Genomic DNA, 24,130 nt, shown 5'->3' on the forward strand with positions numbered 1-24,130 from the left:
ATGAAAAAAGAATTAACAGATTTATTTAAAAATAGTGAAGTTTCTGAAGCACAAAATTTTAATAGTATTAAAATAACTTTAGCTAGCCCTGAAAAAATTAAATCTTGGACATATGGTGAAATTAAAAAACCTGAAACTATTAACTATAGAACTTTCAGACCAGAAAAAGATGGTTTGTTTTGTGCTCGAATTTTTGGTCCTATAAAAGATTACGAATGTTTGTGCGGTAAGTACAAGCGTATGAAGTTTAGAGGAATTATTTGTGAGAAATGTGGAGTTGAAGTTACAAAATCCAATGTAAGAAGAGAGAGAATGGGTCACATAAACCTTGCTACTCCCGTTGCACACATTTGGTTTTTAAAATCTTTACCTAGTAGAATTTCATTAGCCGTTGATATGAAGTTAAAAGAAGTTGAAAGAGTTCTCTATTTCGAAAACTTCATAGTTATTGAGCCTGGTTTAACTGGTCTTCAAAAAAATCAATTACTTAACGAAGAAGAATTAGCAAAATACCAAGACGAATTTGGTGAAGAGTCATTTGAAGCTGGTATTGGAGCTGAAGCAATTTTATCTATTCTTAAATCAATGGATCTTGAGCTTGAAAGAAAGCTTTTAATTAATACAATTAAAGAAACAAAATCAAAAGTTAATGAAGAAAGATCAATTAAAAGACTTAAATTGATTGAATCATTTATTGAAACTGGTCAAAAGCCAGAATGGATGATTTTAACTGTAATACCAGTTATACCACCTGAATTAAGACCTTTAGTTCCATTAGATGGTGGAAGATTTGCTACATCAGATCTTAATGATCTTTATAGAAGAGTTATAAACAGAAATAATCGTCTTAAGAGATTAATGGATTTAAAAGCTCCAGATATCATTGTTAGAAATGAGAAAAGAATGCTTCAAGAATCTGTTGATGCATTATTTGATAATGGTCGTAGAGGAAGAGTAATTACCGGAACTGGTAAACGTCCACTTAAATCTTTAGCGGAGATGCTTAAAGGTAAACAGGGTAGATTTAGACAAAACTTACTGGGAAAAAGAGTAGATTATTCAGGAAGATCTGTAATCGTTGTAGGGCCAGACCTTAAATTACATGAATGTGGTTTACCTAAGAAGATGGCTTTAGAATTATTCAAACCATTCTTGTATGCTAGATTAAATAAACTAGGATTAGCTTCTACAATCAAACAAGCAAAAAAATTGGTAGAAAAAGAAACAAATGCTGTTTGGGATGCATTAGAACTTATTGTAAGAGAACATCCAATTTTATTAAACCGTGCACCAACGCTTCACAGACTTGGGGTTCAAGCTTTTGAACCTAAGTTGATTGAAGGAGATGCAATTGAACTTCATCCTTTATGTTGTGCAGCCTTTAATGCTGACTTTGATGGTGACCAAATGGCTGTTCACGTTCCTCTAAGTTTAGAAGCCCAACTAGAAGCAAGAATTTTAATGTTATCAACAAATAATATTTTAAGTCCATCAAACGGTAAACCTATCATAGTACCCAGTCAGGATATGATCTTAGGTCTTTACTATTTATCTCAAGCGCCTTTTCAAACTGAAAAGCCAGATGGTTACTTCATAAATAATGATGAAATTGAACATGCACTATCTACAGGTCAAATAAAAGTTCACTCTACTATTGTTTCTAGATTTGAAACATTAGATGAGAAGGGAAACAAAAGAGTTGAAAAACACACAACGACAGCTGGTAGATTCTTATTAGCTAATTTACTTCCAAAACATAAAGATATTACTTTTTCAATGATTGATAGATTGCTTCCTAAAAAAACTGTTTCAGAAATTATTGATAGTGTATTTAGATTTTGTGGTCAGAAGACTACAGTTATATTTTGCGATCATTTAAAAGATTTAGGTTTCAAACATGCATTTAAAGCTGGTATTTCTTTTGGTAAAGATGATTTGGTTATTCCTGTAAATAAAGGACAACTAATTGAAGATACTAAAAAATTAATTGCAGATTATGAAAATCAATATTCAGAAGGTTTAATTACTAGAGGTGAAAAATATAACAAAGTTGTTGATGCTTGGTCAAAATGTACAGATAAAGTTGCTGGTGAAATGATGAGAGGTATTTCAGCTACTGAAAGTACTCCTGATGGCATGAAGATTAACTCAGTATTTATGATGGCAGATAGTGGAGCTAGAGGTTCCGCTGCGCAAATGAAACAGTTGGCTGGTATGAGAGGTCTTATTGCAAAACCATCTGGAGAAATTATCGAAACACCAATTATTTCTAATTTCAAAGAAGGTTTAACTGCACTAGAATATTTCAACTCAACACACGGAGCCCGAAAAGGTTTAGCTGATACAGCCCTGAAAACTGCAAGCTCGGGTTATTTAACAAGAAGACTTTGTGACGTAGCTCAAGATCTTACTATATCTAAAATTAAGTGTGATAATCCAGGTTTTATTGAATTAGCAGAAATTTTGGAAGGTGGAAATGTTGTTGTTAGTTTATCAGAAAGAGCACTTGGTAGAGTTACAGCTTTCGATGTAAAAAATCCAATCACTGGCGAAGTAGTCATTAAAAAAGAAACAATGATTGATGAAGCTGGTTGCGATAAAATTGATGCAGCTGGTGTTAAATTTATCAAAGCTTATTCAGTTATGACTTGTAGCTCTAAACTCGGTGTTTGTGCTACTTGTTATGGAAGAGATTTATCTAGAGGAAAAATGGTTCATGTTGGTGAAGCAATTGGTATGATTTCAGCACAATCGATTGGTGAACCAGGTACTCAGTTAACAATGAGAACTTTCCACGTTGGTGGTACTGCTTCTGTTAAACAAGAGTCTCAGATCGTAACGAAAACAGCTGGAACTTTAAAAATTATAAATTCTAACCTATTAGAAGATTCTAAGAAAAATTTAATTGTAATGGGAAGAAACACTCAATTATCAATTGAAGATAATAATGGAGTTCAAGTTGCAGTTTACAAAGTTGCTTACGGTTCGAAATTATTCTTCCAGAATGGTGATAAAGTTAAAGCAAATGAAAAAATTTGTGAATGGGATCCTTATACAACTCCAGTTATCGCAGAGAAAAGTGGTATAGCTGGTTATGTAGATTTAATTGATGGTGTTTCAATTCAAGAAACAACTGATGATGCAACAGGAATTTCATCTAAATCAGTTATTGATTGGAGAGCTCAATCTAAAAATACTGATTTAAAACCAAGAATTACTTTAAGAGATGATAAAGGGAATGTTATTAAAAAAGCTGATGATAATGAAGCCAGATATTATTTAGTTCCAGATTCAATTCTTTCAGTGAAAGATGGTCAAAAAATATTTGCTGGTGACATAATAGCTAGACTTCCAAAGGAAACTACTAAAACAAAAGATATTACTGGAGGATTGCCTCGTGTTGCAGAATTATTTGAAGCTAGAAAAGCAAAAGATAGCGCAATAATTGCAGAAAATGATGGCCAAGTTTTATTTGGTAAAGAAGTTAGAGGAAAACAAAGAATTTCCATACAACCAGATAATGGTGAACCTTCAAATTATCTAATTCCAAAAGGTAAACATATTAATTTTAACCAAGGTGAAAAAATAAAAAAAGGTGAGTATCTTTTAGATGGACAACCGTTGCCACATGATATTTTAAGAATACTTGGTATAAAAGATTTAACAGAATACTTTGTTAACCAAGTACAAGAAGTTTATAGGTTACAAGGTGTAATTATTAACGACAAACATATCGAAACGATATTAAGACAAATGCTTAAAAAAGTTGAAATCAAAGAGTCTGGCGACTCGTCTTACTTACCAGGTGAAATGATAGACAGAATTAAGTTTGATAATACAAATGAAAAACTAGTTGCTGAAGGAAAGAATCCAGCATCTGGTGAAAGAGTTTTAATGGGCATTACTAAAGCTTCACTTCAAACTGAGTCATTTATTTCTGCTGCTTCATTCCAAGAAACTACTAGAGTTTTAACTGATGCTGCGATTAAAGGTAAAGTCGATCCATTAAATGGCTTAAAAGAGAACGTTATTGTAGGTAGATTAGTTCCAGCTGGAACAGGTCACATTAAGAACAAATGGAATAAGAATGCCATTGATGCCGATAATAAATTCTTAGCTGAGCAAGAGAAAATTGAGCCTTTAGAGACTACAGAAACTCCAGCAAATTAATAAAAAAAACACGTTTAACTTGTAGTTTTAGTTTGACAATCAGAGATTTAATAGTATTTTGACGCTGTTTTTGGTTGGAATGTAGTACCTACTTTACGGAACTAAACGCTGCCACAAAATAACCTGTCAGTTATTTTCACTCAAAAATATATTAATTAATTTAAAAAATTTATGCCAACTATTAACCAGTTGTTAAGAAAAAAAAGAATTAAACCTGTTGCTAGGAATAAAGTTCCTGCACTTCAGAAACAACCTTTGAAGAGAGGTGTTTGTGTAAAAGTTTATACAACAACTCCTAAAAAACCCAACTCAGCATTAAGAAAAGTTGCTAGAGTTAGACTATCTAATGGTTTTGAAGTTACAGCTTATATTGGTGGTGAAGGTCACAATTTACAAGAACACTCAGTCGTTTTAATTAGGGGCGGTCGTGTAAAAGATTTACCTGGTGTTCGTTATCATATCCTTAGAGGAAACCTAGACACACAAGGTGTTGCAAATAGAAAGAAACGTAGATCTTTGTATGGAACTAAAAAAGGTAAATAATTATGTCTAGAAAAAAAACACAACCCAAAAAAGTTGTTACTCCAGACCCAATATTTAATTCTACAATAATCCCTAAATTAATTAACTCAATAATGTACGACGGCAAAAAAGTAGTTGCTGAAAAAATTGTCTATGAAGCTATAGAAAAAATAAAATCAAAAACAAAAGAAGAGCCCATTAATGTTTTTAATGAAGCAATAAATAATATTAAACCAACTGTAGAAGTTAGATCTAGAAGAGTAGGTGGTGCAACTTATCAAGTTCCTGTTGAAGTTAAAACTAAACGTGCACAAGCACTAGCAATTAGATGGTTAGTTGATGCTTCTAGAAAAAGAAAAGACAAACATATGTCAGATAAAATTTTTAACGAACTGTATGATGCTTATGAAAAAAAAGGTTCTGCAGTTAAAAAAAGAGAAGATGTACATAAAATGGCAGAATCAAATAAAGCTTTTGCTCATTTTAGGTGGTAATAAATTATGGCTAGAACACATACATTAAATAAATACAGAAACATTGGTATCATGGCCCATATTGATGCTGGTAAAACTACTACGACCGAAAGAATTTTATATTACACAGGAAAAAGTCATAAAATTGGTGAAGTACATGATGGTGCTGCAACAATGGATTGGATGGAACAAGAGCAAGAAAGAGGTATTACAATTACATCAGCAGCAACAACTTGCTTCTGGAATGATCATAGAATTAATATCATCGACACGCCTGGACACGTTGACTTTACGATTGAAGTAGAAAGATCATTAAAAGTTTTAGATGGTGCTGTTTGTGTTTTTGATGGTGTTGCCGGTGTAGAACCTCAATCTGAAACAGTATGGAGACAGGCTGATAAATATAAAGTTCCAAGAATTTGTTTTGTAAACAAGTTAGATAGAACGGGTGCTGATTTTTATAGATGTGTTGAAATGATTAAGGATAGATTAGGCTGTAAACCTCTACCAATTCAAATCCCTATTGGTATTGAAGCAGATTTATCTGGCGTTGTTGACTTAGTTAAAATGAAAGCTCAAGTTTGGAAAAATGAAGCTTTAGGAGCTGAATGGGAATACAAAGAAATTCCTGATGATTTAAAAGAAATTTCACAAAAATACAGAACTGAATTAGTTGAAATGGCTGTAGAGCAAGATGAAAAACTAATGGAAGCTTACCTAAATGGGGAAGAAATCAAAGAAGAAGATTTGGTAAAATGCATAAGAAAAGGAACATTAAATTTTAGTTTTGTTCCAATAACTACAGGTTCAGCTTTTAAAAACAAAGGTGTTCAACCTTTACTTGACGCTGTAATTAACTACTTACCAAGCCCGATCGATATTGGGTCTATTAATGGAACTAAACCTGGTAGTGAAGATGTTGTTGAAATGAAATTTGATGATGGCACAGGGTTTTCTGCATTAGCATTTAAAGTTGCTAATGACCCATTTGTTGGTTCATTAACTTTTATTAGAATTTACTCGGGAACAATTAGAACTGGAACTGCTGTTTATAATACTTCAAAAGATAAAGAAGAAAGAGTTGGTAGAATGCTTTTAATGCATGCGAACTCAAGAGAGGATATCAAAGAAGCAAATACGGGTGACATTGTTGCTTTAGCTGGTTTAAAATATACGATAACAGGACATACTCTTTGTGATGAAGCTAATCCTGTTTTATTAGAACCAATGGAGTTCCCAGAACCTGTAATCGAAATTGCCGTTGAACCTAAAACAAAAGCTGACCAAGAAAAAATGGGTGAAGCATTAGGAAGATTGGCTAAAGAAGACCCATCATTCAGAGTAACGTCAGATGAAGAATCTGGTCAAACTATTATTAAAGGAATGGGTGAGTTACACCTTGATATTATTGTCGATAGAATGAAAAGAGAATTTAATGTAGAGGCAAATGTAGGTGCTCCTCAAGTTGCTTATAGAGAAACATTACAAAATGCCTCAGAATTTGAATATACTCATAAAAAACAAAGTGGTGGTGCTGGTCAGTTTGCAAAAGTTAAACTTTTGGTTGAGCCACAAGAGCCTGGTTCAGGTAGATCTGTCGAAAGCAAAATTAAAGGTGGTGCAATTCCTAAAGAATTTATTCCTGGTGTTGAAAAAGGAATTGAAACAATTTCAGATGGCGGAATTTTAGCAGGGTTTCCAATGATTGATTATAAAGTTACAATTTTAGATGGATTACATCATGATGTTGACTCAAGTGTTCTTGCATTTGAATTAGCAGGTAGAGCTTGCTTTAAAGAAGCTTGTACTAGAGGAACTTTGAAATTATTAGAACCAGTTATGAGAGTTGAAGTTGTTACACCTGAAGATTATATGGGTGATGTTATTGGTGACCTGAATAGTAGAAGAGGCCAAATCAGTACTCAAGAAAATAGAGGAAATGCAACAGTGATTACAGCTATGGTTCCTTTAGCTAATATGTTTGGTTATATAAATAGTTTAAGATCAATGTCTCAAGGTAGAGCTCAGTATTCAATGTTTTTTGATCATTACTCTAAAGTCCCACAAAATGTTCAGGATGAAGTAACTAAAAAGATTGCAGGCTAATTATTATGGAAAAACAAAATATAAGAATTAAATTAAGAGCATACGACAATAAGATTCTAGATGCATCTACAGAAGAAATTGTAAATACTGTAAAAAGAACAGGTGCCACGATAAAAGGACCAATACCTTTACCAACTAGAATTGAAAGATACACCGTTTTAAAAGGTCCTCACATTGATAAAAAAAGTAGAGAGCAATTTGAAACAAGAACACACAAAAGATTAATAGATATTATAGAGCCAACACCTCAAACTGTTGAAGCTTTAATGAAATTAGATTTAGCATCAGGTGTGGATGTGGAGATTAAAATTTAAATATGACCGAGATTTCATTAATTGGAAAAAAAATTGGTATGACTAGAGAGTTCTATAAAACAGGACGTTTAGTTCCTGTGACTGTTATTAAAATGGAAAAGGCTAGAGTGATCCAAGTTATTGAAGAAGAAAAACGTGGATACAAAGCTGTGCAATTAGGGTTTGGTAAAATTAAAGCATCTAAACTTACAAAAGCAATGAAGGGCTTGTATGCAAAGAAAAATACAGAAGCTAAGAAAAAATTAAAAGAATTTAGAGTTAAAGATACAGAACTATATAAAGAAGGTAACGAATTTGGTCTTGAAATATTTAATGAAGTTAAGTTTGTTGATACAACTTCAAAAACTATTGGTAAAGGTTTCGCTGGAGCTATGAAGAGACACAATTTTGGTGGGTTAAGAGCTACTCACGGTGTTTCTGTATCACATAGATCTCACGGATCTACTGGACAAAGACAAGATCCTGGTAAAGTTTTTAAAGGTAAAAAAATGGCTGGTCATATGGGTGATAGAGTTAGAACTATGCAAAATTTAGAGATTATTAAGACAGATATTGAAAATGAATTGTTATATTTAAAAGGATCAATTCCTGGATCAAAAAATACTGAAATCTTAGTTAAAAAATCAGTAAAAGTTATAAACAAAATGACTATTAATGAAAAAATTGCTGCTGCTGAAGAAGCTAAAAAAACACCAGATAAAAAGAAAAAATAATGAAAATTGATAAATTAAACTTAGACGGTAAAAAAGATTCAATTGAAGTTTTAGATAAAATTTTCTCTGCTAAAATTAACAAAAGATTGGTTGATAACGTATTATATAAAACTAATGCTAATTACAAAGGTAGACACGCAAAAACTAAACAACAAAATGAGATTACTGGATCTACATCTAAAATTTATGCTCAAAAAGGTACTGGTGGAGCTAGACACGCAAGTAGAAAAGCACCTATTTTCGTTGGTGGTGGTGTTGCACATGGACCTAAAGGTGAACTGGCATACAAAAAAAGAAAATTAAATAAAAGTGAAAAAAAACTAAGTATTGCTTCACTAATTACTGAGAAGAATAAACTTAATAATTTGATAATTTTTAGTGATTTTGGAAATGAGATTAAAAAAACTAAAGAAATGCATTCAATTATTAAAAAATTTGAAATTACAAATTCATTAATCATTTTAGATAAATCATCCAAAGAGAAAATTGAAAAGTCAGTTAGAAATATTCCAAATGTTAAAGTTACGGATATTAATCATTTCAGTGCATTTGATATTATAAAGTTTAAAAAAGTAGTTTTTACAGAAAGTTCAATTAAAGAACTAGAAAAGAGATATTCTTAAAATGGATAAAATACATTTATACGATAAAATTCTATCACCAATGGTTACTGAGAAAACTACTAACTTGTCAGAACAAAACAAAATTGTTTTTAAAGTACCAAGAGCTGCAAACAAAACTAATTTGAAGAAAAATATTGAAAAGATTTTTAAAGTTAATGTTACGAAGATAAATATTATCAATAAACAAAATCGAACTAAAGTAGCTAGGGGAAAAAAAGTTAATGTTCAAGGTTACAAAAAAGCAATAATAACACTTAAAAAGGGTCAAAGTATTGACCTAACATCTGGAATTTAAAAATGGCATTAAAAACATTCAAACCGTATACAAAATCAACAAGAGGAACAATCTTAGTTGATAGAGCTGGTCTTTGGAAAGGCAAACCATTTAAGGCTTTAGTTGAGCCAAAAAATTCAATGCGTGGAAGAAATAATAATGGACACATAACTTCTCGTAATATGTCAGGTGGTGGACACAAGAAAATGTATAGGTTGGTTGATTTCTATAGAAAGAAAATCGACATGCCAGGTACTGTCGAAAGAATTGAATATGATCCAAATAGATCTTGCTACATCATGTTAGTTAAGTTTGATGATGGACAACATTTTTACTATTTAGCTCCTCAAAAAATTAAAGTTGGAGATAAAGTTGAAAATGGATCGGAAAAAGAAATTAAAGTTGGAAATTGTATGCCACTTAGAGATATTCCTGTTGGTATCAATATCCATAATGTAGAGCTAAAACCTGGAGCTGGTGGAAAAATAGCTAGATCTGCAGGTACATCTGTTACTATCAGTGGGTTAGATGGAAATTACTCATTAATTAAAATGACCTCTGGAGAGGTTAGAAAAATTGATTCAAGATGCATGGCAACAATTGGTGTGCTTTCAAACCCAGATCAAAAAAACATTAAGATTGGTAAAGCTGGAAGATCAAGATGGCTTGGTAGAAGACCTCATACTAGAGGAGTTGTGATGAATCCTGTTGATCACCCACACGGAGGTGGTGAAGGTAAAACTGCAGGTGGTAGACATCCAGTATCTCCAACAGGTCAATCTGCAAAAGGATTAAAAACTAGAGACAATAAGAGTACAGATAAATTTATAGTTAGAAGAAGAAACAACAGGAAGGATTCTAAAAAATAATGGCTAGATCAGTATGGAAAGGACCTTTTGTTGAAGAGAGCTTGATTAAAAAAGTTGAAAAACAAAAATTAGATCCAAAAAAAATGCCTATTAAAACGTGGTCAAGAAAATCAACAATAATTCCTGAGTTTATAGGGGTTAGTTTTTTGATTTATAATGGAAAAAAATTCATTCCAGTTACTATATCTGAAGATATGGTGGGTCATAAATTAGGTGAATTTTCTCCAACTAGAACATTTTTTGGACATACACCAGCTGAAAAAAAAGGAAAACCAGCTGAGAAGAAAAAATAATTATGAATAAAAAAAAGAAAATTAACAGAACTAAAGTAGATTCAGTTAGATCTGTAAATAATAATATTAGATCTAGTGTTAGAAAACTTAACCCAATACTTAAAGCAATTGTTGGAAAAAAAGTTGATGTAGCTATTAGAGAGCTTCAATTTTCTGCAAAAAGAATTACTAGAGAAATAAGAAAAACAGTTTCATCAGCTGTTGCTAACGCTGAAAATAACAATCAATACGACATAGATAAACTAATTGTTAAAGAAGCATACTGTGGGAAAAAAGTTGTTATGAAAAGATTCAGACCAAGAGCAAAAGGTAGAGCTGCACCAATTTTAAAACCTTATTCAACTATTACAATTATATTATCAGAAGCAAAACAAATGGAGAGTCATGGGTCAAAAAGTTAATCCTGTTGGTTTCAGACTAGGTGTAAACAGAGGTTGGGATTCTGTCTGGTATGCAAAAAAGAAAGATTTTGGAAATTATCTTATCGAAGATTTTAAGATCAGAGCATATATCAAGAAAAATGTTGTTAATTCTGGTGTATCTAAAGTTATGATAGAGAGAACCTCTAATAAATGTTTTGTTACTATTTACACATCAAGACCTGGATTTGTAATTGGAAAGAAAGGTAGCGATATTGATAAAATAAAAAACAATTTATCTAAATTTACTAACAATGAAGTAACACTTAATATTAAAGAAGTTAAAAAGCCGGAAACAAATGCTTATTTAGTTGCTGAAAATATAGCACAACAATTAGTTAAAAGAATATCATATAGAAGAGCCATGAAGAGAGCTATGCAATCATGTTTAAGACTTGGTGCAAAAGGCATTAAAGTTTCTATTAGTGGTAGACTAGGTGGAAATGAAATAGCTAGAACTGAATGGTTAAGAGAAGGAAGTATACCATCACATACTTTAAGAGCAGATATTGACTATGCAGAAGCTGAAGCATTAACAACATTTGGTATTATTGGAATAAAAATTTGGATTTATAAAGGTGAAGTATTCGCTAAAGAATTTAGCCAAGAAACTAACAAGATAGTTCCAAAAGAGGTTAAAGAATAATTATGTTACAGCCAGTTAGAACAAAATACAGAAAAGCTCATAAAGGAAGAATTCATGGAACAGCTACACGTGCTAGCAAGATTAACTATGGATCTTTTGCATTAAAAGCTATGGCGCCAGAGAGAATTATAGGAAAACAAATAGAAGCTGCTAGAGTTGCTTTAACAAGACACATGAAAAGACAGGGACGTGTTTGGACAAGAATCTTTCCAAATATACCCGTTTCAAAAAAACCTGTTGAAGTACGTATGGGTAAAGGTAAAGGAGCTCCTGAATATTGGGCTTGCAGAGTGAAGCCAGGTAGAATTTTATTTGAAATTGATGGTGTTTCAGAAACAATAGCAAAAGAAGCACTTTATAAGGCTTCAGCTAAACTACCTATAAAAACAAAATTTATTAAGAGATTTGCATAATATGAAAAAACAAGAAATTAAAAAATTATCTAAGGACGAAGTTATCAAAAATATTGATAAATTAAAAAAAGATTTATTTAACTTTAGATTTCAAAAAATTAATTCACAAGTTACAGATCCATCTAAAATTGGACAAACTAAAAAAACTATAGCTAGATTAAAAACTACACTAAAAGGAAAATTAAATGCCTAAAAAAATATTAACAGGAGTAGTAACAAGCGATAAACCAAACAAAACTATAACTGTATCTGTTGAAAGAAAATATTCGCACCCAGTATTAAAAAAAGTAGTTAAAGTTAGAAAAAAATATAACGCACACGATGAAAACAATAAATTTAAAACTGGAGACACAGTGTCAATTATTGAGTGTAAGCCTTTTTCTAAGAATAAAAAATTTCAAGTAATGGATGAATCTAAATGATACAAGTACAAACTGAATTATTAGTAGCTGATAACACTGGTGCAAAAAGAATAGAATGTATTAAAGTTTTAGGTGGCTCTAAACGTAGATACGCAAGTATTGGTGATACTATCGTTATCGCAGTTAAAGAGGCATTACCTAAAGGAAAAGTTAAAAAAGGTTCTGTTCATAAAGCTGTTGTAGTTAGAGTTAAAAAGGGAATTCATAGGGAAGATGGATCTAAAGTTAGATTTGATAATAATGCAGCTGTTTTAGTTGATGATAAAGGTGAACCAGTGGGGACTAGGATTTTTGGTCCAGTAACAAGAGAATTAAGAAGTAGAGGTCAAATGAAAATAATTTCATTGGCTCCAGAGGTTTTATAAATGATTAAAAAAGGATTAAAAGTTAGAGTTTTAACAGGAAGAGATAAAAAAAAAGAGGGTGAGGTTATTGAAATCGATAGACCTAATAACAGAGCAAAAGTTCAAGGAATTAACATTGTGAAAAAACATGTTAAAACTACAAAAGAAAAAAAAGGTGGAATAGTCTCTAAAGAGAGCTTCATCCACATTTCAAACCTTAAACTTATTGACGAAAAAGCTAAAACAAAAAAAACTGAGGCTAAGAAATAATGATACCTAGATTAAAAGAACTTTATTACAAAGAAATCCAACCACAGCTTAAAGAAACCCTTGGATATAAAAATACCTATATGGGGCCAAAAGTTGAAAAAGTTGTTATTAACATGGGTCTTGGTCTTGATGGTGCTGATGCAAAAATTATGAAATCTACTGAAGAAGATTTAGGGAAAATTACAGGTCAAAAACCAACTGTGACTAAATTTAAAAAATCAGTAGCAAACTTTAAAACGAGAAAAGGTACAAACGCTGGTTTAAAAGTTACTTTAAGAGGCAACAAAATGTATGAATTTTTAGATAGACTTGTAAATATTGCTTTACCAAGAATTAAAGACTTTAGAGGCTTATCTCCCAAAGGATTTGATAAGTTTGGTAATTATACGTTTGGCATTAAAGAACATATAATTTTTCCAGAAGTTAATTTTGATAGAATTGATAAGATTAGAGGTCTTGATATTGTAGTTGTGATCTCTGCTTTAAATAAAGATCATAGTTTTGCTCTTTTAGAAAAACTAAATTTTCCATTTATTAAAAAAGGAGACAATTAAGAATGGCTAAAGTAAGCGCAGTAAATAAAAACAATAAAAGAATTAAACTTTCAGATAGGCTTTTCAAAAAAAGACAAGCATTAAAGAAAATTGTAATGGATAAAAAAATATCATTAGAAGAAAGATTTAAAGCACAGCAAAAGCTTTCAAATTTACCTCGTAATTCTGCAAAAAACAGAGTTATGAATAGATGCCAAATTACTGGAAGACCACACGGTGTATACAGAAAATTAAAAATATCAAGAATAGCCTTAAGAGACTTGGGACTGCATGGATTAATTCCTGGCATGACTAAGTCGAGTTGGTAGAAAGGATAATATGAGTTTAAGTGACCCAATAGGGGATATGATCGCAAGAATAAAAAATGCACAAGTGAGAAATCACAAGAAAGTAGCATTACCTTCTTCTAACTTTAAAGTTAAGATTGCAGATATTCTTAAAAGTGAAGGATTTATAAAAGACTATAAAATTGAAACTGAAAATAATAAACCCACATTGTCAGTTGACTTAAAATATTATTCTGGAAATCCAGTAATTAGTACTTTTGAGAGAGTATCTAAGCCTGGTAGAAGAATATTTTCAAGTGCTGATAGTTTGCCAAAAATTAATGGCGGACTAGGAATAGCTATTGTATCAACACCAAAAGGTGTAATGACTGATATTGAAGCTAGAAAACAAAAAGTTGGTGGCGAAATAATTTGTAAGGTATTTTAATGTCTAAAATTGGTAAAATAAGTATTTCAATCCCTGAAAAAGTTAAAGCAGTACTTTCTGGTAGTGTTCTTAACATTGAGGGACCTTTAGGTAAAAAATCACTTAATATTGATCTTGAAATGTTTAATCTTGACGTTACCGAAGGAAAAGAAATATCTATCAGCCCTAAAGTAAAGGATCAAAACTCAAAAAGATTATGGGGCATGAATAGAAGCTTAATCAATAATGCTGTTATTGGGTCAAGTACTGGCTATGAAAAAATTCTTGAGCTTGTTGGAGTGGGTTACAGAGCTGCATTAAAAGATAAACAGTTAAATTTACAATTAGGTTATAGCCACGATATTAATTTTGATATTCCTGAAGGAATTAAAATTGTTGTTGAAAAACAGACGGTAGTTAAAGTTAGTGGATCTGATAAACAACAAGTAGGTATGGTTGTTTCAAAAATCAAAGCTTTTAGAAAACCAGAGCCATATAAAGGCAAAGGTATTAGAGAGCAAGGTCAATACATTCTAAGAAAAGAAGGGAAGAAGAAATAATGAAATTAAACACCATTCAAAGAAAGAAATTTAGAGTTACTGGTAAATTAAAAAAAGTTGCATCATCTGATAGATTAAGACTAAGCATATCAAGATCTGCAAAAAATATTTCAGCTCAAATTATTGATGATGTTAAAAACATTACTCTAGTGTCATGTTCTTCTGTTGAAAAAGACATTCGTTCTATGGACAAAGTAAATAAAACAGAAATTTCTAAAATAGTAGCAGAGAAACTTGCAAAGAAAGCCCAAGAAAAGAAAATATCAAAAATATTTTTTGATAGAGGTATATACAAATACCACGGCAGAGTTAAAGTTTTTGCTGAAACACTACGTAAAAATGGAATGGAATTTTAATTATGGATTTTAAAGATAAAAAAGACGACGGTATTTTAGAAAAATTAGTTCACATCAACAGAATTACAAAAGTAGTAAAAGGTGGTCGTAGATTTGGTTTTTCAGCTTTAGTAGTAGTTGGTAATCAAGCAGGTAAAATTGGAGTAGCGCATGCTAAAGCCAAACAGGTGCCTGATGCAATTAAAAAAGCCAATGAAACAGCAAGAAGAGTTTTAATCCATGTGCCGCTAAGAGAAGGTAGAACTATTCATCATGATGTTTATGGTAAAGATGGTGCTGGTAAAATTATTTTAAGATCTGCTCCTAAGGGAACAGGTATTATTGCAGGCGGTCCTGTAAGAGCAGTTTGTGAAGTTTTAGGAATTAAAGATATAGTTGCTAAATCAATGGGTACATCAAACCCTCACAATATGATAAGAGCGACGATGAAAGCTCTTTCAAAACAAAATTCACCAAAGCATATTGCAACAATTAGAAATAAAAAAATTTCTGATGTAATCGAAAAAAGAGGATAATGACTACATTAAATACTACAGGAAAAGTTTTATACAAAAAAAAGATGAGAGTCGGTAGAGGTATCGGTTCTGGAAAAGGAAAAACATCTGGCAGAGGTGTTAAAGGTCAAAAATCTAGATCTGGTGTTGCTATTAAAGCTTTTGAAGGTGGTCAAATGCCTTTATATAGAAGATTACCTAAAAGAGGCTTTAATGCAATTAAGAGATACCAAGCTGTTATTGCAATAATGAACTTGGAAAAAATTCAAACTTTTATAACTGAAAAAACAATTAATTCTGGTGATGTTATTAATATGGCATTACTTAAAAAACTTAAATTGATCAATAAAAATTCACAAAAATTAAAGATACTAGGTACAGGTGAAATTAAAGATAAAGTTAATATCGAAGCTGACTTAATCTCTAAATCTGCTGTAGAAAAATTAGAGAAAGCTGGCGGAACAATACAATTAAAAAAATAATTAAGATATTATGAGCTCTTCTTCTCAAACTAATGATCTTAAAAATCGTATAATCTTTACAATATTTATCTTAGCAGTTTATAGATTTGGTACTTTTGTGCCAATTCCAGGCATTGACCCTGAGCAATTACAAACAATGATGAGTGGTAATCAAAAAGGATTACTTGGAATGTTCAATGTTTTTTCAGGCGGGGCTGTAAGTAGAATGGCTATATTCGCACTTGGAATTATGCCTTATATTTCATCTTCAATCATAGTTCAGTTATTAACTGGCGTATCTGATTATTTTAAAAATTTAAAGGCACAAGGTGAAACTGGAAGAGCAAAAATAACTCAAATCACAAGATATGGAACTGTAATTCTTGCTACTATTCAGGGTTACGGATTATCTATAGGTTTACAATCTTCTGCTGACTTAGTTATTAATCCAGGCTTATTTTTTACTATAACAGCGGTATCAACCATTGTTGCTGGTACAATGTTTTTAATGTGGCTTGGTGAACAAATAACACAAAGAGGTATCGGTAATGGTATTTCGTTGATTATTTTTGCTGGTATTGTTGCTGAAATTCCACGTGCTTTAGTTACTACATTCGAGTTGGGTAGAACGGGCGCTGTATCTACAATTATGATTATTGGAATTTTTGTATTATTAGTCGCAACAATTATGTTCATTGTTTTCATGGAAAGAGCATTAAGAAAAATTTTAATAAATTACCCTAAAAGACAAATGGGAAATAAAATGTACGGTGGTGAATCTTCTCATTTACCTTTAAAGATTAACCAAGCCGGTGTTATTCCAGCAATCTTTGCTTCAGCTTTATTATTATTGCCTGTTACCTTTTCTAATTTTAGTTTTTCAGACAATGATACATTCTTAAATTTAAGTTCATACTTTACACAAGGACAACCCCTTTACATGTTGCTTTATGCTTCTGGAATAATATTTTTTACTTTTTTCTACACATCCATAACATTTAATCCAACTGAGACTGCTGATAATTTAAGAAAATATGGTGGTTTTGTACCTGGGATTAGACCAGGTGAAAATACAGCTTTGTATATTGAAAAAATTGTGACAAAACTTACGACAATTGGGGCATTGTATTTAACAATAGTTTGTTTAATGCCAGAATTTCTAATTGCTAATTATCCAATACCCTTTTATTTAGGTGGAACTTCAATCTTGATTGTTGTCGTAGTTGCAATTGATACCGTTACACAAATCCAAACTAGATTAATGAGCTCTCAATATGAGCAATTAATTAAAAAAACAAAATTCGGAAAATAATTAAGTGAATATAATTCTTTTTGGTCCTCCAGGAGCGGGTAAGGGGACTCAAGCTCAATCTATTGTTAAAAAACATAATTACTTCCAATTATCAACAGGAAATCTATTAAGAGATGAAGTTAAATCTAAAACTGATCTTGGAGTGGATATAGAAAAGCTAATATCTAATGGCAAATTTGTTTCAGATGAGATCGTAAATACTTTATTAAGACAATCTTTAACTAATTTAAAATATAGAGATAGAATTATTTTTGATGGCTATCCAAGAAATGTTGAACAAGCTATTAATTTAGAAGTTTTATTAAATGAGTTTAACCAAACAATAGGGCATACTATATTTTTAAATGTATCAAGAGACATTATTGAAAAACGTATTATGGGCAGAATGACCTGTGAAAAATGTAATATGACGTTAAATGAATATTTTAATAAGGAGCAAATAGAGCTTCATCCTTGTGGTGTTGAACACTTAAAGAAAAGAAAAGATGACAATCTTGAAATTGTTATTTCTAGATATGACACTTATATGTCTTCAACAAAACCAGTGTTAGAATTCTATTCAAAAAATTCAAATTTCACTGAAATTGATGGAGCAGGTGAAATTGATCAAATAACCAATAAAATTAATGAAATTCTTAAGGTTTAAGACGTTGACTTTGGAACATCTTCTTATATAAAAGGCTAAATTTATTCTCAAAAATATGGCTCGTATAGCAGGTGTAAACATTCCGCAAAACAAACTTGTCCACATAGGACTAACGTACATCTATGGTATTGGTAATAAATTTTCTAGCCAAATTTGTACTTCTTTAGAAATTCCTAAAGCAAAAAGAATAAATGAACTTACTGACGAAGATATTTTAAAAATTAGAGAATACATTGATGCAAATTTTAAAGTCGAAGGTGATCTTAGAAGAGATTACTCTTTAACTATTAAAAGATTAATTGACCTTGCTTGTTACAGGGGATCTAGACATAGAAAAAAACTTCCTGTTAGAGGACAAAGAACAAGATGTAATGCAAGAACAAGAAAAGGTAAAGCAATAGCAATTGCTGGTAAAAAATTAACTCCACTTAAAAAATAATTAATTTATGGCTAAAGTAGATAAAGTTGAGAATAAAGATGCTGTTGTAGAAAAAAAAGTAGATAAAAAATCTAAGAAAAGTTCTTATTCCAAAAAAAAGAAAATAAAAAAAAATATTCTTAATGGTATTGCTTATGTACAGTCTACTTTTAACAATACAATAATTTCAATTGCAGATACTAATGGAAATGTAATTTCTTGGGCATCTGCTGGACAAAAAGGTTTTAAAGGTTCAAGAAAATCAACACCTTATGCTGCACAAATTGCTGCAGATTCTGCTGCATCTAAAGCTTTAGAATATGGAATGAAAACTTTATCAGTTGAGGTTAAAGGACCTGGTTCAGGAAGAGAAACTGCATTAAGAGCTTTACAAGCGAGAGGATTTAAGATTCTTTCAATAAAAGATACAACACCAATGCCACATAACGGCGTAAGACCACCAAAAAAAAGGAGAGTTTAATAAATGGAAAGTTTAAATGTAAATGCTAAAAACTGGAAAGCATTAATTAAACCAGCTCAATTAGATGTTAAAATTAGTGATGACAAGTCACATGCAAAAATTATCGCAGAGCCTTTAGAAAAAGGATATGGTTTAACTTTAGGTAATTCTTTAAGAAGAATTTTACTTTCATCAATCAGAGGTGCTGCTGTAACTTCAATTCAAATTGATGGTGTTTTACATGAATTTACATCTATCAAAGGTGTTAGAGAAGATGTTACTGACATAGTTTTAAACGTTAAATCATTAGCTTTAAAAAGCTCATCAGAAACTACTAAAAAACTTATTTTAGATGCTAAAGGTCCTGGAGAAATTAAAGCTTCTGACATAGCACCAGTTGCTGATATTGAAATTTTAAATCCTGATCTGGTTATTTGTAATTTAGATGAAAATACGCATTTTCATATGGAAATGAATGTTGGAACAGGTAAGGGATACGTTCCTGCAGTAATGAACAAGCCAGAAGAACCACCTTTGGGATTAATTGCTATAGATTCTTTATATAGTCCAGTTAAGAAGGTTTCTTACTCTATAAGCACAGCAAGAGAAGGAAAAGCCCTTGATTATGATAAATTAATTATGGAAGTTGAAACTAATGGATCAATTTCTGCTGAAGATGCCGTTGCTTATTCTGCTAGAATTTTCCAAGATCAACTAAATATGTTTGTTAATTTTGACGAACCTGTTGAAGTACCTGTAAAAGAAGTTTCATCTGAGCCTGAATTCAATAAGAATTTATTAAGAAAAGTTGATGAACTTGAATTATCTGTGCGTTCTATGAATTGTCTTAAAAATGATAATATTATTTACATTGGAGATCTAGTTCAAAAGTCAGAAGGTGAAATGCTTAGAACACCTAACTTTGGAAGAAAATCACTTAATGAAATAAAAGAAGTTTTAACTGGTATGTCTTTATACTTAGGTATGGAGATTCCGAACTGGCCACCAGAAAATATAGCTGAAATGTCTAAAAAGTTAGAGGAGCAAATCTAATGAGACATGGAATGGCTAATAAGAAGTTAAATAGAACTTCTGAACATAGAAAAGCTTTATTGAAGAATATGCTTAATTCTTTAATAAAATATGAGCAGATCACTACAACACTTCCAAAAGCTAAATTCTTAAAACCTCAAGCTGATAAAATCATAACTTTAGGAAAAAAAGAGACTCTTCAAACTACAAAAATGTTAATGTCTAAATTACAAGACATAACATCTGCGAATAAAGTAAAAAAAACATTGTCAAAAAGATATGAAGCAAGAAATGGTGGCTACACAAGAATCATCAAAGCTGGCTTTAGATATGGTGACAATGCACCTATGGCTGTAATAGAATTTGTAGATAGAGATGTTGAGGCAAAAAGAGTTGATAGAAAGAAAAAAGATCCAGCTAAAGATAAAACTGAAGAAAAAAAATTAGCTACTGCTTAATTTTTTATATAAAATTATATCATCATGAAAAAGTCTTTTAACGTTGATTCAACGTTTAACGATATGCGTATCGATAGATGGATACGTAATAATCTTGGCAATTACCCTCAAGGTCTAATTGAAAAAAGTTTAAAAAGTGGAAAAGTTAAAATCAATAATAAAAAAATTAAAAGCTCTCATAAAGTAAAGACAGGTGACACTATAGATTTATTCAACTTTGATTTTAAAGAAACAATTGTTCAAAAGACAATTAAATTTGTACCTTCAGAAGAAGTTATTAAAGAAAATGAAGAATTAATAATTGACAATAATGATGATTTCATTGTTCTTAATAAAAGCTCTGGTATTTCAGTTCAAGGTGGAACTAAATCTAAAAAAAATCTTGTAGATATATTTGCTCGTAGTGAAATTTTTCAGGACACAAAACCATTTTCTGTACATAGACTTGATAAAGATACATCTGGAGTTTTTATTATGGCAAAACACAGACAATCCGCTCAGTTATTAACCTCTTTATTTAGACTTCGAAAAGTTCATAAAACTTACCTGGCTATATGCCATGGAGAATTGCAAAAAGACTCTGGTGAGTGGAATGATGATTTAACCAGATATGATAATGATAGAGAGGTAGTTGAAAAAGCTAGAACACTTTATAAAGTTTTAGATAAAAATTCTATATGTAGTCTAGTTGAAATGAAACCAATCACAGGAAGAAAACATCAACTAAGAAAACAACTTTATGCAGTAGGATGTCCAATCTACGGAGATCAAAAATATAAATTTAGCAACACAGATAAAGCAATAAATAAAAATTTAATGCTTCATTCATATCAAATTAAATTTATGATTAATGATAAAAAATATACCTACACAGCATTATTACCAGATTATTTTAAAAAACTTTTAAAGACAAAAAGACTTAGATTTCCAAATTCTTAGAAAAGGTTTCAATAATAATTTCATCTAAATTCTTATAGTCTTGATCTTTAATTTCTTTAAGATTGATTACTCCTTTGTCTGAAATACCACACGGAATAATATTTTTATATTTTGAAAGATCGTTATTAATATTTATTGCAAATCCATGATAAGCTATCCACTTACTTACTCTTACACCTATTGCTGCAACTTTATTAATTTTACCTTTATGGTCAGTCCAAATACCAATGTTTTTTGGATCACCGAAAGTCTTAATATTAAATTTTGATAAACTGTTAATAATCGTCTCTTCAATTAAAGTTATAAATTTTCTTATATCTTTTTTTCTTTTTTTTAAATCTATCACAAAATAACAAATCAATTGACCTGGACCATGATAAGTAATTTTTCCTCCACGGTTTGTTTTTACTAGACTAATATCTTTGTTAAGAATTTCTTTTTCTTCATAACTCGTACCTGCTGAATAAACCTCTTCATGTTCTAAGATCCATATTAAATCCTTTTTTTGACCATTGTTTATCTGCAATAATCTTTCTTCAAGCAGTTTTATTGCATCTTCATATTTTATTGGTTTTATTGACTTTTTAATCTCTATATTCATTTATAAATTGTATTATTTTTATTATGCACTATTAGTGCAAAATTGATTTATAGGTAAATTTATGTCTTTAATAAAAAAAATAAAAGATAAAAAAGTTAATTTTGAGTTTAATAAAGAGTACATAAAAGTTGTTACTTCTAAGATTGCTAACAATGATGCTCAATTTATTACTAATTCTTTTAACGAGATGCACCCTGCTGATGCGGCTGATATAATTGAACATCTTGGTCAAAATGATAGAGAAAGCTTAATTAAACTTAATAATTTCAATATAGATCCAGAAGTTTTTATTGAATTAAACGAGTCGGTGCAGTCTGAAATCATAGCTTATCTTTCACCTGATACTATTGTTAGACTTTTAAAAAATCTTGAATCTGATGATGCGATTACAATTTTAGAAAATGTTGATGAAAAAGATAAGAATACAATATTAAGCTCCTTACCTCCAAAAGATAGATTTGCTTTACTTGAAAGCTTAAGTTATCCGGAAGACACAGCTGCTAGAATAATGCAACGTGAGTTCACGGCCATTCCTAGCAATTGGTCTGTAGGTCAAACAATTGACTATTTAAGAGAAAATAAAGATTTACCTGAGGAATTTTTAGAAATTTTTATTATAGATGAAGATTTTAAACCGATTGGAACCGTTCCATCATCTAAAGTTTTAACTACTTCGAGAGAAACTAAAATGCTTTCTATTATGTCAGAATCTCAACTACTTATTCCGGTTGATATGGACAAAGAAGAAGTTGGTAACGTGTTTGAAAATTATAACTTAAATTCAGCGGCTGTTGTCGATAAATCAAACAAGTTGGTTGGTATGATCATGTATGACGATGTCTTAACTGTATTAAAAGAAGAAGCCGAAGAAGATGCTTTGAGATTAGCTGGGGTAGGGGATGAAGAAATTACTGATGGAGTTTTTAAGAAAACTAGAAGAAGATTTAACTGGCTTTTATTAAACTTATTTACAGCATTTCTTGCAACGTGGGTTATTAGTTTATTTGGTGCAACAATCGAACAAATGGTTGTCCTTGCATTTCTTATGCCAATCGTTGCATCTATGGGTGGTAATGCTGGAATGCAAACTTTGGCTGTAACTGTAAGAACATTAGCAACAAATGACTTAACAAAAAACAATTTTACACAAAATATTTTAAAAGAATTTAATATTGGTATTTTAAATGGCATCATATTTGCAATAATAAGTGCTTTAGTAGTTCAAGTTTGGTTTCAAGACTCTCTACTTTCTCTAATAATTTCCATGTCAATGATAGTTACAATGATTGTTGCAGGTTTATTTGGAATTTTAGTACCTATAACTTTAAAAAAAATGGATATTGATCCTGCTATTGCATCAAGTGTGTTTGTAACAACTATTACAGATGTTATAGGTTTTGTTTCATTTCTTGGTGTTAGTGCTTATTTTCTCTAAAAATTGTCAATTAATCGTACGTTATTAATATAGTAGGCCACAAAAAGTTTAAAAGGTTTGTTCATAATATTTGTGCTTAAATTATGTGTGTTTCTACATTCCAAATATTCAATTTTAATATCAAAATTTTTAGATAGTTCTTCTTTTAAATTAAATATCATTTTTTTGTAATTTTTTTTATTATTTTTAATCTCATTTTTTAAAGATAAAAATTTTTTTGCAATTATTCCTGAATTAATAAAACTTTTCTTATTTAATAAAGAGTTTCTGGAAGATAAAGCTAGTTTGTTTTTTTCTCTGACTGTTTTACATACGTGAACTTTGGTATTGTACTTATTTTCAATATAGTTTTTAACCAAGAAAAATTGTTGAAAATCTTTTTCTCCCATAAACATTTTTTGTGGAGAAATTAATTCAATAAAACGATCCAAAACATCAAGTACACCTTCAAAATGTCCTTTTCTAAATTTTGCACATAATATTTTTTGTGATTTATTTAGCTTAATTTCATTATTTTTTTTCCAATAAATTTGTTTAATGGTTGGCAAATATACATAGTCAACTTTAAGTTTTTTAAGGTAACTCAAATCTTGCTTTAAATTCTTAGGGTATGTTTTGTAATCTTTTTTATTATTAAATTGAGTTGGATTAACAAAAATACTTACTAATGTTTTTTTGCAGTTTTTTTGTGATGTTTTTATTAATGTTTTGTGACCTTTGTGCAAACTACCCATTGTTGGGACAAAACCTAATCTTTTATCTAACTCAATTGCCTTAATTAAATCAGTTTTTAATTTTATTAATTTCATTTGTAATAAGAATATTAATAAGTAAAACATT

34 protein-coding genes are annotated in these 24,130 nt (G+C 30.6%); 32 read left to right on the plus strand and 2 right to left on the minus strand.

What is annotated here, in order from left to right; genetic code table 11:
- From rpoC to AC5SLN_RS02615, 31 genes are all read left to right on the plus strand, one after another.
- Nucleotides 1-4,170 (plus strand): DNA-directed RNA polymerase subunit beta', encoded by a 4,170-nt coding sequence (rpoC, locus tag AC5SLN_RS02465; protein ID WP_494593974.1) that lies wholly within the window; start codon nt 1-3, stop codon nt 4,168-4,170.
- A gap of 171 nt (nt 4,171-4,341) precedes the next feature.
- Nucleotides 4,342-4,713: a 30S ribosomal protein S12 gene (gene rpsL / locus AC5SLN_RS02470; protein WP_006996807.1), complete on the plus strand. Its 372-nt coding sequence runs from the start codon at nt 4,342-4,344 to the stop codon at nt 4,711-4,713.
- Between the two features lie 2 nt (nt 4,714-4,715).
- Nucleotides 4,716-5,186, plus strand: a complete 471-nt coding sequence (gene rpsG, locus AC5SLN_RS02475; protein WP_006996808.1) for a 30S ribosomal protein S7 — start codon at nt 4,716-4,718, stop codon at nt 5,184-5,186.
- 6 nt (nt 5,187-5,192) lie between these two features.
- Nucleotides 5,193-7,271, plus strand: coding sequence for an elongation factor G (fusA, locus tag AC5SLN_RS02480; protein ID WP_006996809.1), 2,079 nt, complete (start codon nt 5,193-5,195; stop codon nt 7,269-7,271).
- 5 nt (nt 7,272-7,276) lie between these two features.
- On the plus strand, nt 7,277-7,585 hold the full coding sequence (gene rpsJ, locus AC5SLN_RS02485) for a 30S ribosomal protein S10 (protein WP_006996810.1): 309 nt from the start codon (nt 7,277-7,279) through the stop codon (nt 7,583-7,585).
- A 2-nt stretch (nt 7,586-7,587) separates the two neighbouring features.
- A complete protein-coding gene (gene rplC / locus AC5SLN_RS02490) occupies nt 7,588-8,298 on the plus strand; it encodes a 50S ribosomal protein L3 (protein WP_018414175.1) in 711 nt (236 codons plus the stop codon).
- On the plus strand, nt 8,298-8,921 hold the full coding sequence (rplD, locus tag AC5SLN_RS02495; RefSeq protein ID WP_011282156.1) for a 50S ribosomal protein L4: 624 nt from the start codon (nt 8,298-8,300) through the stop codon (nt 8,919-8,921). The genes rplC and rplD overlap by 1 nt, the downstream gene beginning before the upstream one ends.
- Nucleotide 8,922: 1 nt before the next feature.
- Entirely contained in the window at nt 8,923-9,216 is a 294-nt protein-coding gene (rplW, locus tag AC5SLN_RS02500; protein WP_006996813.1) for a 50S ribosomal protein L23, read from the plus strand.
- A 2-nt stretch (nt 9,217-9,218) separates the two neighbouring features.
- Nucleotides 9,219-10,064, plus strand: coding sequence for a 50S ribosomal protein L2 (gene rplB, locus AC5SLN_RS02505; protein WP_006996814.1), 846 nt, complete (start codon nt 9,219-9,221; stop codon nt 10,062-10,064).
- Nucleotides 10,064-10,357: a 30S ribosomal protein S19 gene (gene rpsS, locus AC5SLN_RS02510; RefSeq protein WP_006996815.1), complete on the plus strand. Its 294-nt coding sequence runs from the start codon at nt 10,064-10,066 to the stop codon at nt 10,355-10,357. Before rplB ends, rpsS begins: the two co-directional genes overlap by 1 nt.
- Nucleotides 10,358-10,359: 2 nt before the next feature.
- Entirely contained in the window at nt 10,360-10,758 is a 399-nt protein-coding gene (rplV, locus tag AC5SLN_RS02515; protein WP_494593977.1) for a 50S ribosomal protein L22, read from the plus strand.
- The gene (gene rpsC, locus AC5SLN_RS02520; protein ID WP_011282155.1) at nt 10,742-11,422 is read left to right on the plus strand and encodes a 30S ribosomal protein S3; all 681 of its coding nucleotides are present in this window, start codon (nt 10,742-10,744) and stop codon (nt 11,420-11,422) included. The genes rplV and rpsC overlap by 17 nt, the downstream gene beginning before the upstream one ends.
- A 2-nt stretch (nt 11,423-11,424) precedes the next feature.
- Complete coding sequence (gene rplP, locus AC5SLN_RS02525; RefSeq protein WP_006996818.1) at nt 11,425-11,835, plus strand: 50S ribosomal protein L16; 411 nt, start codon at nt 11,425-11,427, stop codon at nt 11,833-11,835.
- Nucleotide 11,836: 1 nt separating this feature from the next.
- Nucleotides 11,837-12,028 carry a 50S ribosomal protein L29 gene (gene rpmC / locus AC5SLN_RS02530; RefSeq protein WP_006996819.1) on the plus strand — a complete coding sequence of 64 codons (192 nt, stop codon included), beginning with the start codon at nt 11,837-11,839 and terminating at the stop codon, nt 12,026-12,028.
- Complete coding sequence (gene rpsQ / locus AC5SLN_RS02535) at nt 12,021-12,257, plus strand: 30S ribosomal protein S17 (protein WP_011282154.1); 237 nt, start codon at nt 12,021-12,023, stop codon at nt 12,255-12,257. The genes rpmC and rpsQ overlap by 8 nt, the downstream gene beginning before the upstream one ends.
- The gene (gene rplN, locus AC5SLN_RS02540; RefSeq protein WP_006996821.1) at nt 12,254-12,622 is read left to right on the plus strand and encodes a 50S ribosomal protein L14; all 369 of its coding nucleotides are present in this window, start codon (nt 12,254-12,256) and stop codon (nt 12,620-12,622) included. The genes rpsQ and rplN overlap by 4 nt, the downstream gene beginning before the upstream one ends.
- Nucleotides 12,623-12,871 carry a 50S ribosomal protein L24 gene (rplX, locus tag AC5SLN_RS02545; protein WP_006996822.1) on the plus strand — a complete coding sequence of 83 codons (249 nt, stop codon included), beginning with the start codon at nt 12,623-12,625 and terminating at the stop codon, nt 12,869-12,871. It abuts the gene before it with no gap.
- Complete coding sequence (gene rplE / locus AC5SLN_RS02550) at nt 12,871-13,425, plus strand: 50S ribosomal protein L5 (RefSeq protein WP_011282153.1); 555 nt, start codon at nt 12,871-12,873, stop codon at nt 13,423-13,425. The genes rplX and rplE overlap by 1 nt, the downstream gene beginning before the upstream one ends.
- Nucleotides 13,426-13,427: 2 nt before the next feature.
- On the plus strand, nt 13,428-13,733 hold the full coding sequence (gene rpsN / locus AC5SLN_RS02555) for a 30S ribosomal protein S14 (protein ID WP_006996824.1): 306 nt from the start codon (nt 13,428-13,430) through the stop codon (nt 13,731-13,733).
- Between the two features lie 10 nt (nt 13,734-13,743).
- Entirely contained in the window at nt 13,744-14,139 is a 396-nt protein-coding gene (gene rpsH, locus AC5SLN_RS02560; protein ID WP_006996825.1) for a 30S ribosomal protein S8, read from the plus strand.
- The gene (gene rplF / locus AC5SLN_RS02565) at nt 14,139-14,678 is read left to right on the plus strand and encodes a 50S ribosomal protein L6 (RefSeq protein ID WP_006996826.1); all 540 of its coding nucleotides are present in this window, start codon (nt 14,139-14,141) and stop codon (nt 14,676-14,678) included. Before rpsH ends, rplF begins: the two co-directional genes overlap by 1 nt.
- On the plus strand, nt 14,678-15,034 hold the full coding sequence (rplR, locus tag AC5SLN_RS02570) for a 50S ribosomal protein L18 (protein WP_006996827.1): 357 nt from the start codon (nt 14,678-14,680) through the stop codon (nt 15,032-15,034). The genes rplF and rplR overlap by 1 nt, the downstream gene beginning before the upstream one ends.
- A gap of 2 nt (nt 15,035-15,036) precedes the next feature.
- Nucleotides 15,037-15,549, plus strand: a complete 513-nt coding sequence (rpsE, locus tag AC5SLN_RS02575; RefSeq protein WP_006996828.1) for a 30S ribosomal protein S5 — start codon at nt 15,037-15,039, stop codon at nt 15,547-15,549.
- Nucleotides 15,549-16,010, plus strand: a complete 462-nt coding sequence (gene rplO, locus AC5SLN_RS02580) for a 50S ribosomal protein L15 (RefSeq protein ID WP_006996829.1) — start codon at nt 15,549-15,551, stop codon at nt 16,008-16,010. The genes rpsE and rplO overlap by 1 nt, the downstream gene beginning before the upstream one ends.
- Nucleotides 16,011-16,020: 10 nt before the next feature.
- Nucleotides 16,021-17,301, plus strand: coding sequence for a preprotein translocase subunit SecY (gene secY, locus AC5SLN_RS02585; RefSeq protein ID WP_006996830.1), 1,281 nt, complete (start codon nt 16,021-16,023; stop codon nt 17,299-17,301).
- 4 nt (nt 17,302-17,305) lie between these two features.
- Nucleotides 17,306-17,947 (plus strand): adenylate kinase, encoded by a 642-nt coding sequence (locus AC5SLN_RS02590; RefSeq protein ID WP_006996831.1) that lies wholly within the window; start codon nt 17,306-17,308, stop codon nt 17,945-17,947.
- A gap of 55 nt (nt 17,948-18,002) precedes the next feature.
- The gene (gene rpsM, locus AC5SLN_RS02595; RefSeq protein WP_006996832.1) at nt 18,003-18,386 is read left to right on the plus strand and encodes a 30S ribosomal protein S13; all 384 of its coding nucleotides are present in this window, start codon (nt 18,003-18,005) and stop codon (nt 18,384-18,386) included.
- Nucleotides 18,387-18,393: 7 nt separating this feature from the next.
- A complete protein-coding gene (gene rpsK / locus AC5SLN_RS02600; protein ID WP_006996833.1) occupies nt 18,394-18,846 on the plus strand; it encodes a 30S ribosomal protein S11 in 453 nt (150 codons plus the stop codon).
- Nucleotides 18,847-18,849: 3 nt separating this feature from the next.
- Nucleotides 18,850-19,878, plus strand: coding sequence for a DNA-directed RNA polymerase subunit alpha (locus AC5SLN_RS02605; RefSeq protein WP_006996834.1), 1,029 nt, complete (start codon nt 18,850-18,852; stop codon nt 19,876-19,878).
- A complete protein-coding gene (rplQ, locus tag AC5SLN_RS02610; protein ID WP_006996835.1) occupies nt 19,878-20,315 on the plus strand; it encodes a 50S ribosomal protein L17 in 438 nt (145 codons plus the stop codon). The genes AC5SLN_RS02605 and rplQ overlap by 1 nt, the downstream gene beginning before the upstream one ends.
- 24 nt (nt 20,316-20,339) lie before the next feature.
- Nucleotides 20,340-21,254 carry an RluA family pseudouridine synthase gene (locus AC5SLN_RS02615; protein WP_006996836.1) on the plus strand — a complete coding sequence of 305 codons (915 nt, stop codon included), beginning with the start codon at nt 20,340-20,342 and terminating at the stop codon, nt 21,252-21,254.
- Here the strand turns inward: AC5SLN_RS02615 and lipB are convergent.
- On the minus strand, nt 21,235-21,855 hold the full coding sequence (gene lipB, locus AC5SLN_RS02620) for a lipoyl(octanoyl) transferase LipB (RefSeq protein WP_494593978.1): 621 nt from the start codon (nt 21,853-21,855) through the stop codon (nt 21,235-21,237). The two genes, AC5SLN_RS02615 and lipB, sit on opposite strands and share 20 nt — an antisense overlap.
- Before the next feature lie 61 nt (nt 21,856-21,916).
- Here lipB and mgtE point away from each other — a divergent pair, with 61 nt between their 5' ends.
- Entirely contained in the window at nt 21,917-23,290 is a 1,374-nt protein-coding gene (mgtE, locus tag AC5SLN_RS02625) for a magnesium transporter (RefSeq protein WP_271563419.1), read from the plus strand.
- Here mgtE and panC read toward each other — a convergent pair.
- Entirely contained in the window at nt 23,287-24,129 is an 843-nt protein-coding gene (gene panC, locus AC5SLN_RS02630) for a pantoate--beta-alanine ligase (protein WP_494593979.1), read from the minus strand. The two genes, mgtE and panC, sit on opposite strands and share 4 nt — an antisense overlap.
- Between the last annotated feature and the right edge of the window lies 1 nt (nt 24,130).

The organism is Candidatus Pelagibacter sp. PS_31 (genome assembly GCF_059417865.1).